Origin of the sequence: Avibacterium sp. 20-132 (genome assembly GCF_023611925.1) — a bacterium.
Taxonomy (GTDB): domain Bacteria; phylum Pseudomonadota; class Gammaproteobacteria; order Enterobacterales; family Pasteurellaceae; genus Avibacterium.
The window spans coordinates 1,144,132-1,158,403 of the sequence record NZ_CP091456.1 but is presented as its reverse complement, the minus strand read 5'-3'; the positions used below and the strand labels follow the sequence as shown (position 1 = coordinate 1,158,403).

General features: G+C 43.9%; 10 protein-coding genes, 3 tRNA genes and 4 rRNA genes. All 17 read right to left on the bottom strand.

What is annotated here, in order from left to right:
* Nucleotides 1-64: 64 nt before the first annotated feature.
* The 17 genes from L4F93_RS05505 to L4F93_RS05425 all read right to left on the bottom strand — a co-directional run bounded on the left by L4F93_RS05505 (nucleotide 65) and on the right by L4F93_RS05425 (nucleotide 14,234).
* Complete coding sequence (locus L4F93_RS05505) at nucleotides 65-592, bottom strand: DUF1523 family protein (protein ID WP_250351476.1); 528 nt, start codon at nucleotides 590-592, stop codon at nucleotides 65-67.
* A 28-nt stretch (nucleotides 593-620) separates the two neighbouring features.
* On the bottom strand, nucleotides 621-1,403 hold the full coding sequence (locus tag L4F93_RS05500) for a TatD family hydrolase (protein WP_250351475.1): 783 nt from the start codon (nucleotides 1,401-1,403) through the stop codon (nucleotides 621-623).
* A 9-nt stretch (nucleotides 1,404-1,412) separates the two neighbouring features.
* Nucleotides 1,413-2,405 (bottom strand): DNA polymerase III subunit delta', encoded by a 993-nt coding sequence (locus L4F93_RS05495; RefSeq protein WP_250351474.1) that lies wholly within the window; start codon nucleotides 2,403-2,405, stop codon nucleotides 1,413-1,415.
* Nucleotides 2,406-2,410: 5 nt separating this feature from the next.
* On the bottom strand, nucleotides 2,411-3,040 hold the full coding sequence (gene tmk, locus L4F93_RS05490; RefSeq protein WP_250351473.1) for a dTMP kinase: 630 nt from the start codon (nucleotides 3,038-3,040) through the stop codon (nucleotides 2,411-2,413).
* Nucleotide 3,041: 1 nt separating this feature from the next.
* Nucleotides 3,042-4,073, bottom strand: a complete 1,032-nt coding sequence (gene mltG / locus L4F93_RS05485; protein WP_250351638.1) for an endolytic transglycosylase MltG — start codon at nucleotides 4,071-4,073, stop codon at nucleotides 3,042-3,044.
* Nucleotides 4,074-4,239: 166 nt separating this feature from the next.
* Nucleotides 4,240-5,472 carry a phosphoglycerate dehydrogenase gene (serA, locus tag L4F93_RS05480; protein ID WP_250351472.1) on the bottom strand — a complete coding sequence of 411 codons (1,233 nt, stop codon included), beginning with the start codon at nucleotides 5,470-5,472 and terminating at the stop codon, nucleotides 4,240-4,242.
* Between the two features lie 22 nt (nucleotides 5,473-5,494).
* On the bottom strand, nucleotides 5,495-6,154 hold the full coding sequence (gene rpiA / locus L4F93_RS05475) for a ribose-5-phosphate isomerase RpiA (RefSeq protein ID WP_250351471.1): 660 nt from the start codon (nucleotides 6,152-6,154) through the stop codon (nucleotides 5,495-5,497).
* A 102-nt stretch (nucleotides 6,155-6,256) separates the two neighbouring features.
* On the bottom strand, nucleotides 6,257-7,405 hold the full coding sequence (gene hemW / locus L4F93_RS05470; protein WP_250351470.1) for a radical SAM family heme chaperone HemW: 1,149 nt from the start codon (nucleotides 7,403-7,405) through the stop codon (nucleotides 6,257-6,259).
* The gene (gene rdgB, locus L4F93_RS05465) at nucleotides 7,405-8,019 is read right to left on the bottom strand and encodes an RdgB/HAM1 family non-canonical purine NTP pyrophosphatase (RefSeq protein ID WP_250351469.1); all 615 of its coding nucleotides are present in this window, start codon (nucleotides 8,017-8,019) and stop codon (nucleotides 7,405-7,407) included. Before rdgB ends, hemW begins: the two co-directional genes overlap by 1 nt.
* Nucleotides 8,020-8,168: 149 nt before the next feature.
* Nucleotides 8,169-8,540 (bottom strand): ComEA family DNA-binding protein, encoded by a 372-nt coding sequence (locus tag L4F93_RS05460; protein WP_250351468.1) that lies wholly within the window; start codon nucleotides 8,538-8,540, stop codon nucleotides 8,169-8,171.
* Nucleotides 8,541-8,861: 321 nt separating this feature from the next.
* Nucleotides 8,862-8,937: transfer RNA gene (locus L4F93_RS05455), tRNA-Trp, on the bottom strand.
* A gap of 8 nt (nucleotides 8,938-8,945) precedes the next feature.
* A tRNA-Asp gene (locus tag L4F93_RS05450) sits at nucleotides 8,946-9,022 on the bottom strand.
* A gap of 11 nt (nucleotides 9,023-9,033) precedes the next feature.
* Nucleotides 9,034-9,149 (bottom strand): 5S ribosomal RNA (rrf, locus tag L4F93_RS05445).
* A gap of 50 nt (nucleotides 9,150-9,199) precedes the next feature.
* Nucleotides 9,200-9,315 (bottom strand): 5S ribosomal RNA (gene rrf / locus L4F93_RS05440).
* 102 nt (nucleotides 9,316-9,417) lie between these two features.
* A 23S ribosomal RNA gene (locus L4F93_RS05435) occupies nucleotides 9,418-12,316 on the bottom strand.
* A 208-nt stretch (nucleotides 12,317-12,524) separates the two neighbouring features.
* A tRNA-Glu gene (locus L4F93_RS05430) sits at nucleotides 12,525-12,600 on the bottom strand.
* 90 nt (nucleotides 12,601-12,690) lie between these two features.
* A 16S ribosomal RNA gene (locus tag L4F93_RS05425) occupies nucleotides 12,691-14,234 on the bottom strand.
* Together the 16S, 23S and 5S rRNA genes with 3 tRNA genes alongside form the textbook arrangement of a ribosomal RNA operon.
* Between the last annotated feature and the right edge of the window lie 38 nt (nucleotides 14,235-14,272).

Here is a 14,272-nt window from a genome sequence, read left to right as displayed (position 1 = left end):
TTTATTATCCTTAGAAGAAAAATGGTGCATCGCAAGATACACCACTTTCACCTGATTTTGACACTTATTTTTCGCTATCAAACCAACCACGCACAAATTGGATTGAGAAGAACAGTGTAATCAACAAGAAGAAATAAAATACATAAGACAGAATTGGGTAAGACGCCCCTTCATCTAAGGTAACTTCTTTGATTGAGGTGGCATTACGGAATTCATCAAATAGCACTAAACGCCAGCCATAATATTTCACTTGTACCAATTTATGCTCCACAGCAAAGCTTTGTGCTTTGGCTTGTAAATCGGCAGAGCCAAATTTGAAATAGAAAGGAAAACTCCAGCGTGTATCTTCATTGCGATACACCATCACCTTATCTTCATTCGGTTTTTGCGTATAAATATAATACACATCACGGGTCGGGCCATCTGCTGGATTCGATTTGGTGATTGGACCATCTTTATCCACCCGTTTTACTTCCACGCCTGTTACTCGGGTTACATCATAATGAGGGGTAACATAGTTTACAAGGGCAAATAAAAAACCGTGAAATAAAAAGATGATCAAAATGAAAAAATATTTAAAAAAGCGTCGCATTGTTTCTTCCTCCAGCTAAGGTAATGTTTTATTGTACCTGAATTTTGAACAAACGCTCAAAATTTTGTGTGGTTATTTGGGCAAATTCCTCACTTGAAAGCCCTTTCAAGGTAGCAACATAATCACACACTTCACGAGTATAAGCAGGCTGATTTTGTTTTCCACGATAAGGCACAGGCGCAAGGTAAGGGCTATCGGTTTCCACCAATAAACGATCTAACGGCACTTGACGTACAACTTCACGTAGTTCTTCCGCATTTTTAAAGGTAATAATGCCTGAAATGGAAATATAAAATCCCAGATCAAGGGCTTGTTTTGCCATTTGCCAATTTTCGGTAAAACAATGCAAAACACCACCGCACTTTTCAGCCTGATGTTCTTTCAACAAGGCAATGGTATCTTCTCTTGCTGAGCGGGTATGCACAATAATTGGCTTGTTTAACGCATTCGCTACGCCAATTTGCTCAGCAAACACAGCTTGCTGCTGAGCTTTATTTTCCACACTGTAATAATAATCCAAGCCCATTTCACCAATAGCGATCACCTTATCATCTTGCGCCAGCTGATGTAAACGTGTCGCATCAAAAGGTTCATCATCTAAATCTAAAGGGTGAACACCACAAGCTAAGGAAATTTCAGAAAACGGTTTTAAGGTTTCATACATTTGCTCAAAACGTTTTAAGGTTACGCCCACCGCAAGTAAATGTTGCACACCACGTTGTTTGGCTTTTTGCACCACATCAGCAACATTTTGATGTAAGTTTTCATAATCTAATGCGTCTAAATGACAATGACTATCTACAATAAACATTTTACTTTCCTAATGCGTTTGTTGAGGTTCAAAGACCTCGGTAATTAAGCGTGTTAAGCCATCAAGCAAAATAATTTCTTGATTCACGCCGTTAATTTGTAATAAATCCGACCGCACTTGCTGCATAATTTTGCTGGCTTTAAGTAGCCCTTGCGTACTCTGTTTTTGGTTAAAACGTTGAATAGCTTGCAAAAAATCCGTCTGAACCCATTGAGCTGGCACATTCAATTTCATTTTTAACGCATCGCGCAAAAATCCACTCAACCAATCGAGTTGCTGGAATAAAATCTCTTTTTCAAAGTGCGGTAATAATTCCAGTGGCGAACGGCGCGTATAAAACAGCCAAAATTGACGTAACAATAACGTGCGTTTTTGTAATAATCCTTGTTGCAACATAGCCAAGGCAGAAAGTGGACGACCGTGCGAAACATCAAGTGCGGTGCGAATTTCTTCCATTTTTCCCACATTTTGCTCCGCCAGCCAAGCTAGAGCTTGCGTTTGTGTCGGGTTGGCGATTAACCAAGGCTGACTACGGCTGTAAATGGTTGCCAACAAGCTCGCCGAAAGATCGGCTTGAAGCAGGAAATAGGTCTGTTGCGTCGGTTCTTCTAAGGTTTTCAGCAAGGCATTCGCGGCAGATTCTGTCAGGCGATCCACCTGTTTAATCATCACAATTTTATTGCCTCCCTGTTGTGAACGCTGCGCCACTTTTTCATTCACTTCACGCACTTGATCGATACCAATATCCTTATTTTCAATCGGTTCAAGCAGATAAAAATCAGGGTGATTGCCTGCATTAAAAAGCTGACAATGATGGCACGCACCACAAGGTTGATGGCCCTTTGGCGATTGACAGACTAACCACGCTGCCACGCCACGCAACAACGCATCACTGCCAATGCCTTGCTCCGTTTTAAATAACAAGGCGTGATGCCCATACCCTTGTTCAAAGGCGTGGATAATTTTGTCGTAATAGGGTTGCAACCAAGGATAACGTAACATAAATTTTATTGATGATTTTTAATGAAATTTTGCACCGCACTTTGAATATCGGCACGCACTTGTTCAATGCTTTGTTCAGCATTAATCATCACCGCATTGGGATCTTGTTTAACCAAGGCTAAGTAACGATCTCTGGTACGTTGGAAAAAGGCAATTTCTTGCTGTTCAATACGATCTAATTCACCACGCCCTCTCGCTCGCGCTAAACCAATTTCAGGATCAAGATCTAAATATAAGGTGAGATCAGGGGAAAAATTGCCTAACACCGTTTGCTTTAAGGTTTGCAACAACTTTGCATCAATTTGACGACCGCCCCCTTGATAAGCTTGGGAAGATAAATCGTGGCGATCGCCCACCACCCACTTACCTTCAGCAAGGGCGGGCTTAATCACATTTTCCACCAACTGAATGCGCGCGGCATAAAGCATTAACAGTTCTGCTTTATCCGTTACGAGCTCTTCTGTTTCGTATTTAATCAAATGACGCAATTTTTCCGCCAAAGGCGTGCCGCCGGGTTCACGAGTAAACACCACATCACTTACACCCTCACGGGCTAGCACTTCCACAATGGCATCACGAGCAGTCGTTTTGCCCGCCCCTTCTAAGCCTTCGATCACAATAAATTTACCAGTCATCTTATTTCTCACTTTTCTGTTGGCGATACCAACGCAGATATTCCTGTACGGCCTGATTATGTTGCTGTAAGTTTTTGCTAAATTTATGTCCACCCGTACCATCTGCGACAAAATATAAAAATTCCGTTTTTTCAGGGTGAGCAACGGCTTTCAACGCACTTTCCGTTGGCATTGCAATTGGCGTAGGGGGCAACCCCTCAATCACATAAGTATTATAAGGGGTGGCTTCTTCCAAATCTTTACGCCGAATATTGCCATTATACCGCTCACCCATTCCATAAATCACAGTTGGATCAGTTTGCAATTTCATTTTTTTATTCAAGCGGTTAATGAAAACAGAAGCCACTTTGCCACGCTCATCATTTAAAGCGGTTTCACGCTCTACAATAGATGCCAAAATCAACATCTCATAAGCATTTTTTAATGGTAAATCGGCATCACGCTCTGCCCACATCTTTTCTAATAATTTCGTCATCCGTTCAGCCGCCCGTTTTAAAAGCGCCAGATCGGTAGATTTCGGCGTATAGTGATAGGTATCTGGATATAACCAGCCTTCAATTTTATGCGGTAAATCTGCCGGCAAATCCAATAATTGATAAATTTCTTCTTCTGTTTTATCTGCCAAAGTTTGTTGCAAATAAGGGGCTTTCGTCAACGTTTTACGCCACGTGTTAAAGGTATCCCCTTCTAAAAAACGGACATTCAACTGCACTTCCTTACCTTCGTTCAAACGTTGCAACAAATCCGCCAGCGTTTTTACACCGTCAAGGCTATATGTTCCTGCTTTAATCTTATTTAATTGTGGTTGAAGTTTTAATAACCAAGGTAAATAAGTGGCATCATCAATCAGCTTTTCTTGCTCCAACAGCTTCGCTAATTTTACACCTGTCGTGCCACGCTCCACGGTTAATAATTGATTAGCTTGCACATTTACGGGGTGATTTATCCATTGTGTGAGGTGCTGATAACCCCAAAGTGCCGCGCCCCCAATCAAGAGCAACAAAAATAAAAGAAAAAAGAAAAATTTTTTCATCATCAATCCATCATCAAAAAATTGCTGGCAAGTGTATCATAGACAGGCAAATTTTCAGAATGTTATAAAAACAAGAACAGGATAAAAATAAAGTGCGGTAAAAATTTTGTGATTTTTTACCGCACTTCCTTTATAGACAAGACTTAACATTCAAAGCCAAGCAAAGTTAATACAACACCCTTGCTCGAATAGTGCCATCAATTTCACGCAGTTGTTGTAAGAGTTGTGAACAGTCATCAGTTTCTACATCAATCACAACATAACCAATTTTTGGATCGGTTTGTAGGTATTGTGCAGCGATGTTAATATTTGCTTGCACAAAAAGTTGGTTAATGTGGTTTAACACGCCCGGGCGATTTTCGTGAATGTGCAATAAACGCTTGGTTTTGCTGTGTTCTGGTAAAGACACTTCTGGGAAATTTACCGCTGAAAGCGTTGAGCCGTTATCGGAATATTTAACAAACTTACTCGCCACTTCTGTACCAATGTTTTCTTGTGCTTCTGCCGTTGAACCGCCAATATGCGGGGTAAGAATAACATTATCCAAACCACGTAATGGCGAAACAAATTCTTCATTAATAGAAGCGGGTTCTTTTGGAAACACATCCAATGCTGCCCCACGCACTTTGCCGGCTTTAATCGCGGCAGCCAACGCATCAATATCCACCACCGTTCCACGTGCGGCATTAATTAAAATACTGCCTTCTTTTAATTGTGCGATACGTTTAGCATTCATTAAATTTTTGGTGGAATTATTTTCTGGAACGTGTAGGGAAACAACATCGCTATTGGCAAGCAATTCTTCCAAAGAACCAACTTGCTGTGCGTTACCCAGTGGTAATTTGGTTTCAATATCATAGAAAAACACGTTCATTCCGAGAGATTCGGCAATCACACTAAGCTGAGAACCAATGTGTCCGTAGCCAACAATGCCTAATTTTTTGCCCCGCACTTCGTGTGAACCTACAGCAGATTTGTTCCATAAACCACGATGCACTTCGGCATTGGCTTGCGGTACATTACGCATTAAGAGCAAAATTTCGCCTAGTACCAGCTCTGCTACCGAACGGGTGTTAGAGAATGGTGCATTAAACACGGGAATCCCTCGCATTTTCGCCGCTTCAAGATCCACTTGGTTCGTGCCAATACAAAAACAGCCCACCGCGATTAATTTGTTAGCGCACTCCAATACCTCAGCAGTTAAGTGCGTGCGTGAACGAATACCTAAAAAGTGGGCATCTTTAATCACTTTTTTTAATTCTTCTGGCTCAAGGGCTTTTTTATGATATTCAATATTGGTATAGCCTGCGGCATTTAGCACATCAACGGCATTTTTATGCACGCCTTCTAGCAGTACAAATTTAATTTTAGACTTATCCAGTGAGACTTTTGCTGACATTTTGCTCTCCATAATCAAATAGTTATTCGATAATTTCTGCCCCTTGTGGTGTGCCGACAATCACAATATCTGCGCCACGCAAGGCAAAAATACCATTGGTTACTACACCTGCAACATTATTTAAGGTTTTTTCCATTTCAATGGGATTTAAAATTGGAAAATTATATATATCTAAAATCACATTGCCGTTATCGGTTACCACGCCTTCACGATATTCTGGCGCACCACCTAAGCTGACTAATTTACGCCCAACTTGCGAGCGTGCCATGGGGATGACTTCTACAGGTAATGCAAAGGTTGAACCTAGTACGTCCACTTGTTTGCTTTGATCCACAATACAAATAAATTGCTTCGCGAGTGCGGCGACAATTTTTTCTCGAGTCAGTGCTGCCCCTCCGCCTTTGATCATCATTTTTTGAGGGTTAATTTCATCTGCGCCATCAACATAAATATCTAAACTGGATACATCATTGGCAGTGAATACCTCAATCCCTTGTTTTCTCAATAATTCCTCTGAAGCTTTGGAAGCGGCTACTGCACCTTTAATATTATTTTTCATTGCACCAAGCGCTTCAATAAAGCAGTTTACCGTTGAGCCACTTCCCACGCCGACAATCATATCAGGCTTCACATATTGTAATGCGGTTTGTGCCGCTTGCTTTTTCATTGCGAGTTGATCCATATTCTTTCCCTTAACGCATAATATTGATGTTCAAATTTGACATAAGTAACCGTTTGCGAACAAGGCATCTACTTTAATCCCATTCAAGGATAGATACAAGCCTTATTCTGGTAAAAACTCTGCTAATAATTCATTCAAAAAGAGTTTTCCTTGCTCAGTAATTTGCCAAGTGCGGTGGTTTTCCTGAATATATTTTTTTGATTTTGCCCACGCAATTTGGGGGGCTATCACGTCAAGTGATAATCCTGTCAAATGCTCAAACTCTGATTTTGGCACAGGTTCAAGCAAGCGAAAACGGTTCATAAAAAATTCAAAAGGACGATCTTCAAGCGCGATTTGTTTTTCTTCATATAAATATTCCCCACGCATATAGCCTTTCGGGTGCTTGGTTTTAGAAAAACGCTCTATTTCCCCATTGGGGAAGGTTAATTTTCCGTGCGCTCCACAACCTATCGCTAAATAATCACCAAATCGCCAATAATTCAGATTATGCCGACACTGATCGCCAGCTTTTGCATAAGCTGATGTTTCATATTGCACATAGCCTGCTTGGCTTAACAGTTGATGTCCTTGCTCAAAAATATCCCATAGGGCATCATCATCGGGCAAAGTAGGAGGGCGATAAGCAAACATTGTATTTGGCTCAATCGTCAGTTGATACCAAGAAAGATGGCTCGGTTCAAGGGCGATAGCTTGGTGTAAATCATCTTTCGCTTGCTCAAGGCTTTGATTGGGTAAACCGTGCATTAAATCTAAATTAATACGCTTAAAACCCGCCTCTTTCGCCATTTGTACCGCTTTTTTTGCTTCGGTCGCATTATGAATACGCCCTAAACGTTGCAATTTTTCATCATCAAAACTTTGTATGCCTAAAGAAAGGCGATTTACCCCTGCTTCAACATAGCCCGCAAAACGTGTCGCTTCCGCCGTGCCGGGGTTGGCTTCTAACGTAATTTCAATATTTGGTGCAAACGCGATTTGCTGTTCAATTCCTTGTAATAATTGAGCTATGCCTTGTGCAGAAAACAAACTTGGCGTACCGCCGCCAATAAAAATGGAATGCAGTGTTCGCTCAGCAAGACTTGCTTGATAACGCAGTAGATCTTGGTGTAAATCAGCCAACAAATGCGCGATATATTCTTGTTCGGGAATGCCTGCTTTTTGTGCGTGCGAATTAAAATCGCAATAAGGACATTTTTGCACACACCAAGGAATATGCACATACAGGCTTAATGGCGGTAAAACTCGCATTATTTTGACCGCACTTTTATTTGTAAACGTTCTTTTAATACACTTAATGCACTGGCTCTATGTGAGATTTTTTTCTTCTCTTGGGTATCAAGCTCGGCAAAAGTGCGGTCTTTTTTAGGATAGAAAAACACACTATCGTAGCCAAAACCATTTTTTCCTTTTTCTGCAAAAGTAATTTCACCTTCACATTCTCCCTCGGCAATAATTGGTGAAGGATCCGTTTCGTGTTGCAATAAAACAATACAACTCACAAATTTAGCCTGACGTTCACCTGCGGGTACATTTGCTAATTTTTGCAGTAATTTTTTACGATTTTCAGTATCAGCCTGCTCGCCCTCAACACCCGCATAGCGCGCGGAATATAAGCCCGGTTCGCCATTCAAGGCATTCACCACTAATCCGCTATCATCGGCAATAGCAGGTAACCCCGATATTTTGGCGGCATAACGCGCTTTTAATAAGGCATTTTCGATAAATGTCAGCCCCGTTTCCTCTGGACTTTCAATCCCTAAATCAGTTTGAGCAATGACATCAAAACCAAATTCGGCAAGTACATCAGCCATTTCTCGCACTTTACCTTGATTACCTGTAGCAAGCACAATTTTTTGTTTCATTGTTGTTCCTTATAAAATAAAAAAGGCGACTACTAAGCCGCCTTTGCAATACGAACTGATAGGAAATCAACGCAGGATTACCGCTCAATCACAATATTCTTCCGCAATATACTTAGTTTGATTAGTATAGTGCATTTTAATTGCGATCACTATTTGCTATTTTCACTAAATGATAAAGGATCAATGCGTTCTCTGTTTTTTTCTAATGTTGCTTTACCAATGCCCTGAACCTCCAACAGCTGTTCTATGGCAGTAAATTTGCCGTGTTTTTCTCTATACTCAACAATCGCTTCCGCTTTTTTAGCGCCAATACCCACTAATGCACGTTGAATATCGCTAGCTGTTGCAGTATTGATATTCAATTTTTCGCCAATAAAAGAAGAAGAGGCTTTCGCCACTTCCACTGCGCTTTCTAACTGAGGACTCGCCTTATCATTTTGTTGAGATTGTGCGGCAACAGAAAAACTCCCTAATAATGCGGTTGATAGAAGTAAAGAAGATAAAATTGTCTTAATTTTCATTACGGTTTTCCTTATTCATAAAACAAAACGTATAAATACTGAATAAATCAGCGGTTATACTTTGCATTTCAGAGTAAAAACTCGCAATAAAAACACCGCACTTCTGCGATCACGATCGTAAAAATAAAGGAAATAGGTTAAAAAAGTAATCATATTGTTTAAAGATTACTTAACTTCTTATTTACTATCTGTAGACTTTAAATGGATAACATTTTGTATAATCCTGATTTTAAACTGCTACAAATAATCATCATAGAAAATGAATTTAAATAAAATCAGAGAAAATAGAAGAGGGAAAATATAGAAAAATAGGTTATATAATGGCAGGGGCGGAGAGGCTCGAACTCCCAACACCCGGTTTTGGAGACCGGTGCTCTACCAATTGAACTACGCCCCTAAGTGAAGTGGCGGAACGGACGGGACTCGAACCCGCGACCCCCTGCGTGACAGGCAGGTATTCTAACCAGCTGAACTACCGCTCCGCAAAATTTGTAATTGGCAGTGACCTACTCTCACATGGGAAAATCCCACACTACCATCGGCGTTATAGCGTTTCACTTCTAAGTTCGGCATGGAATTAGGTGGGTCCGCTACACTATTGCTGCCAAAAAATTTTATTTTGTTAATTTACTAATATCATAATAAATTAACAAAATAAAACCTGGCGGTGCCCTACTCTCACATGGGAAACTCCCACACTACCATCGGCGTTACAGCGTTTCACTTCTAAGTTCGGCATGGATTTAGGTGGGTCCACTGCACTAACGCCGCCAAGATAATTCTTTCGCTTATCTCTCTTCTTTATAGACTTCAAAGCCTTTCGCTCTAAAATCCCTACTCTTTCAATCAAAAACAAGCCAAAACCCTTGAGCGTTGTATAGTTAAGCCTCTCGGGCAATTAGTACTGGTTAGCTCAACGACTCACATCGCTTACACACCCAGCCTATCTACGTCTTAGTCTCAAACAACCCTTACCAACTTAAAGTCGGGGAGAACTCATCTTAAGGCAAGTTTCGTGCTTAGATGCTTTCAGCACTTATCTCTTCCGCATTTAGCTACCCAGCAGTGCCTCTGGCGAGACAACTGGTACACCAGTGATGCGTCCACTCCGGTCCTCTCGTACTAGGAGCAGCCCCTCTCAATTCTCCAACGCCCACGGCAGATAGGGACCGAACTGTCTCACGACGTTCTAAACCCAGCTCGCGTACCACTTTAAATGGCGAACAGCCATACCCTTGGGACCTACTTCAGCCCCAGGATGTGATGAGCCGACATCGAGGTGCCAAACACCGCCGTCGATATGAACTCTTGGGCGGTATCAGCCTGTTATCCCCGGAGTACCTTTTATCCGTTGAGCGATGGCCCTTCCATTCAGAACCACCGGATCACTATGACCTGCTTTCGCACCTGCTCGACTTGTCTGTCTCGCAGTTAAGCTTGCTTATACCATTGCACTAACCTGACGATGTCCGACCGTCATTAGCAAACCTTCGTGCTCCTCCGTTACCCTTTGGGAGGAGACCGCCCCAGTCAAACTACCCACCAGACACTGTCCGAACACCCGTTTCAGGCGCTTCGTTAGAACATCAAACGTTAAAGGGTGGTATTTCAACAACGACTCCACGATAACTGGCGTTACCGCTTCATAGTCTCCCACCTATCCTACACATCAAAATTCAAGGTTCAGTGTCAAGCTATAGTAAAGGTTCACGGGGTCTTTCCGTCTAGCCGCGGGTACACCGCATCTTCACGGCGATTTCAATTTCACTGAGTCTCGGGTGGAGACAGCCTGGCCATCATTATGCCATTCGTGCAGGTCGGAACTTACCCGACAAGGAATTTCGCTACCTTAGGACCGTTATAGTTACGGCCGCCGTTTACTGGGGCTTCGATCAGGAGCTTCTCTTTCGATTACACCATCAATTAACCTTCCAGCACCGGGCAGGCATCACACCCTATACGTCCACTTTCGTGTTTGCAGAGTGCTGTGTTTTTAATAAACAGTTGCAGCCAGCTGGTATCTTCGACTGGTTCATGCTCCATTCGCAAAGAACTTCACACTACGCCAGCGCACCTTCTCCCGAAGTTACGGTGCTATTTTGCCTAGTTCCTTCACCCGAGTTCTCTCAAGCGCCTGAGTATTCTCTACCTGACCACCTGTGTCGGTTTTCAGTACGGTTTAGTAAAGCCTGAAGCTTAGTGGCTTTTCCTGGAAGTGTGGTATCAGTTACTTCAGCTCCGTAGAGCCTCGTCATCATCTCTCTGTGTTGACAGTAGACCGGATTTGCCTAGTCTACCCACCTACCAACTTAAACGTACATTTCCAACAGTACGCTAACCTAACCTTCTCCGTCCCCACATCGCAGCTTTACCAAGTACGGGAATATTAACCCGTTTCCCATCGACTACGCTTTTCAGCCTCGCCTTAGGGGCCGACTCACCCTGCCCCGATTAACGTTGGACAGGAACCCTTGGTCTTCCGGCGAACGGGTTTTTCACCCGTTTTATCGTTACTTATGTCAGCATTCGCACTTGTGATACGTCCAGCAAACCTCTCAATTCACCTTCTTCCGCTTACACAACGCTCCCCTACCCAACAATCTTTCGATTGATGCCGCAGCTTCGGTACTATATTTTAGCCCCGTTACATCTTCCGCGCAGGCCGACTCGACTAGTGAGCTATTACGCTTTCTTTAAATGGTGGCTGCTTCTAAGCCAACATCCTAGCTGTCTAAGCCTTCCCACTTCGTTTCCCACTTAATATAGATTTTGGGACCTTAGCTGGCGGTCTGGGTTGTTTCCCTCTCCACGACGGACGTTAGCACCCGCCGTGTGTCTCCTGTGCAGTACTCTTTGGTATTCGGAGTTTGCATCGGTTTGGTAACCCGGGATGGGCCCCTAGCCGAAACAGTGCTCTACCCCCAAAGGTATTCACACAAGGCTCTACCTAAATAGATTTCGGGGAGAACCAGCTATCTCCCGGTTTGATTGGCCTTTCACCCCCAGCCACAGGTCATCCGCTAATTTTTCAACATTAGTCGGTTCGGTCCTCCAGTTAGTGTTACCCAACCTTCAACCTGCCCATGGCTAGATCACCGGGTTTCGGGTCTATACCTTGCAACTCATCGCCCAGTTAAGACTCGGTTTCCCTTCGGCTCCCTTATTCAGTTAACCTCGCTACAAAATATAAGTCGCTGACCCATTATACAAAAGGTACGCAGTCACCCCAAAGGGCTCCCACTGCTTGTACGTACAGGGTTTCAGGTTCTATTTCACTCCCCTCACCGGGGTTCTTTTCGCCTTTCCTTCACAGTACTGGTTCACTATCGGTCAATCAGGAGTATTTAGCCTTGGAGGATGGTCCCCCCATCTTCAAACAGGATTCCTCGTGTCCCGCCCTACTTCTCGTAAGCTTAGTACCACACGCGATTTTTTAGATACGGGGCTATCACCCTGTTTCGCTTGACTTCCCAGTCAATTCTCCTAAATCACTTGCTATCACTTACTGGCTACTCCGCTTTCGCTCGCCGCTACTCACAGAATCTCGGTTGATTTCTTTTCCTCGGGGTACTTAGATGTTTCAGTTCTCCCGGTTCGCCTTGTTTACCTAGTTTATTCAGTAAACAATGATAGGTTCTTCACCTATCGGGTTTCCCCATTCGGACATCGTGGGTTAAACGCTTCTTATCAACTCACCCACGCTTTTCGCAGATTAGCACGTCCTTCTTCGCCTCTGATTGCCAAGGCATCCGCCCTGTACGCTTTCTCACTTAACTATACAACCTCAAGGATTTTTTCCTTAAAGCTATCATCGTCATTCGTTGAGAATCGCTTACTTGCTTTTGTTCAAGTAAGTCTTCTTCTACTCAGACTTCTTCAATTCAGTGATAAACTTTATCCTTTATCACCGGCTTGAAAGTCTCTTCAGTTTTCAGCTTGTTTTTACATTGTTAAAGAGCAATTCGCTATAAGATTAGCTTTATATGGCGTCCCCTAGGGGATTCGAACCCCTGTTACCGCCGTGAAAGGGCGATGTCCTAGGCCTCTAGACGAAGGGGACTACATATAAAGATAATCTCTACTACATCCTTTGCTTCTCATTGTCTAACATCAATCAACCAATCTGTGTGAACATTCGTCTTCTCTTCGGTAAGGAGGTGATCCAACCGCAGGTTCCCCTACGGTTACCTTGTTACGACTTCACCCCAGTCATGAATCATACCGTGGTAAACGCCCCCCTCTCGGTTAAGCTATCTACTTCTGGTACAACCCACTCCCATGGTGTGACGGGCGGTGTGTACAAGGCCCGGGAACGTATTCACCGCGACATTCTGATTCGCGATTACTAGCGATTCCGACTTCATGGAGTCGAGTTGCAGACTCCAATCCGGACTTAGATGCACTTTCTGAGATTCGCTCACCCTCGCAGGCTCGCTTCCCTCTGTATGCACCATTGTAGCACGTGTGTAGCCCTACTCGTAAGGGCCATGATGACTTGACGTCATCCCCACCTTCCTCCAGTTTATCACTGGCAGTCTCCTTTGAGTTCCCATCTCTACATGCTGGCAACAAAGGATAAGGGTTGCGCTCGTTGCGGGACTTAACCCAACATTTCACAACACGAGCTGACGACAGCCATGCAGCACCTGTCTCAAAGTTCCCGAAGGCACAAACTCATCTCTGAGTTCTTCTTTGGATGTCAAGAGTAGGTAAGGTTCTTCGCGTTGCATCGAATTAAACCACATGCTCCACCGCTTGTGCGGGCCCCCGTCAATTCATTTGAGTTTTAACCTTGCGGCCGTACTCCCCAGGCGGTCGATTTATCACGTTAGCTACGGGCGCCAAGCTCAAAGCTCAACCCCCAAATCGACAGCGTTTACAGCGTGGACTACCAGGGTATCTAATCCTGTTTGCTCCCCACGCTTTCGCACATGAGCGTCAGTATCTCCCCAAGGGGCTGCCTTCGCCTTCGGTATTCCTCCACATCTCTACGCATTTCACCGCTACACGTGGAATTCTACCCCTCCCTAGAGTACTCTAGTAAACCAGTCTGAAATGCAATTCCCAAGTTAAGCTCGGGGATTTCACATCTCACTTAATTTACCGCCTGCGTGCCCTTTACGCCCAGTTATTCCGATTAACGCTCGCACCCTCCGTATTACCGCGGCTGCTGGCACGGAGTTAGCCGGTGCTTCTTCTGTGACTAACGTCAAATCAACGTGCTATTAACACGTCCACCTTCCTCATCACCGAAAGAACTTTACAACCCGAAGGCCTTCTTCATTCACGCGGCATGGCTGCGTCAGGGTTCCCCCCATTGCGCAATATTCCCCACTGCTGCCTCCCGTAGGAGTCTGGGCCGTGTCTCAGTCCCAGTGTGGCTGGTCATCCTCTCAGACCAGCTAGAGATCGCAGGCTTGGTAGGCCTTTACCCCACCAACTACCTAATCCCACTTGGGCTCACCTTATGGCTAGTGGCCTTGCGGTCCCACTACTTTAATCCTCAGATATTACGCGGTGTTAGCCATCGTTTCCAATGGTTATCCCCCTCCATAAAACAGATTCCCAAGCATTACTCACCCGTCCGCCACTCGTCAGCATCGAAAGCAAGCTTTCAACCCGTTACCGTTCGACTTGCATGTGTTAAGCCTGCCGCCAGCGTTCAATCTGAGCCATGATCAAACTCTTCAGTTCAATCTCGCTCAATGAATACATAACGTTATATTCTATTT

Coding starts and splice junctions, on each gene's coding strand:
- L4F93_RS05505 (WP_250351476.1), bottom strand. CDS start 592: ATGCGACGCTTTTTTAAATATTTTTTCATTTTGATCATCTTTTTATTT.
- L4F93_RS05500 (WP_250351475.1), bottom strand. CDS start 1,403: ATGTTTATTGTAGATAGTCATTGTCATTTAGACGCATTAGATTATGAA.
- L4F93_RS05495 (WP_250351474.1), bottom strand. CDS start 2,405: ATGTTACGTTATCCTTGGTTGCAACCCTATTACGACAAAATTATCCAC.
- tmk (WP_250351473.1), bottom strand. CDS start 3,040: ATGACTGGTAAATTTATTGTGATCGAAGGCTTAGAAGGGGCGGGCAAA.
- mltG (WP_250351638.1), bottom strand. CDS start 4,073: ATGAAAAAATTTTTCTTTTTTCTTTTATTTTTGTTGCTCTTGATTGGG.
- serA (WP_250351472.1), bottom strand. CDS start 5,472: ATGTCAGCAAAAGTCTCACTGGATAAGTCTAAAATTAAATTTGTACTG.
- rpiA (WP_250351471.1), bottom strand. CDS start 6,154: ATGGATCAACTCGCAATGAAAAAGCAAGCGGCACAAACCGCATTACAA.
- hemW (WP_250351470.1), bottom strand. CDS start 7,405: ATGCGAGTTTTACCGCCATTAAGCCTGTATGTGCATATTCCTTGGTGT.
- rdgB (WP_250351469.1), bottom strand. CDS start 8,019: ATGAAACAAAAAATTGTGCTTGCTACAGGTAATCAAGGTAAAGTGCGA.
- L4F93_RS05460 (WP_250351468.1), bottom strand. CDS start 8,540: ATGAAAATTAAGACAATTTTATCTTCTTTACTTCTATCAACCGCATTA.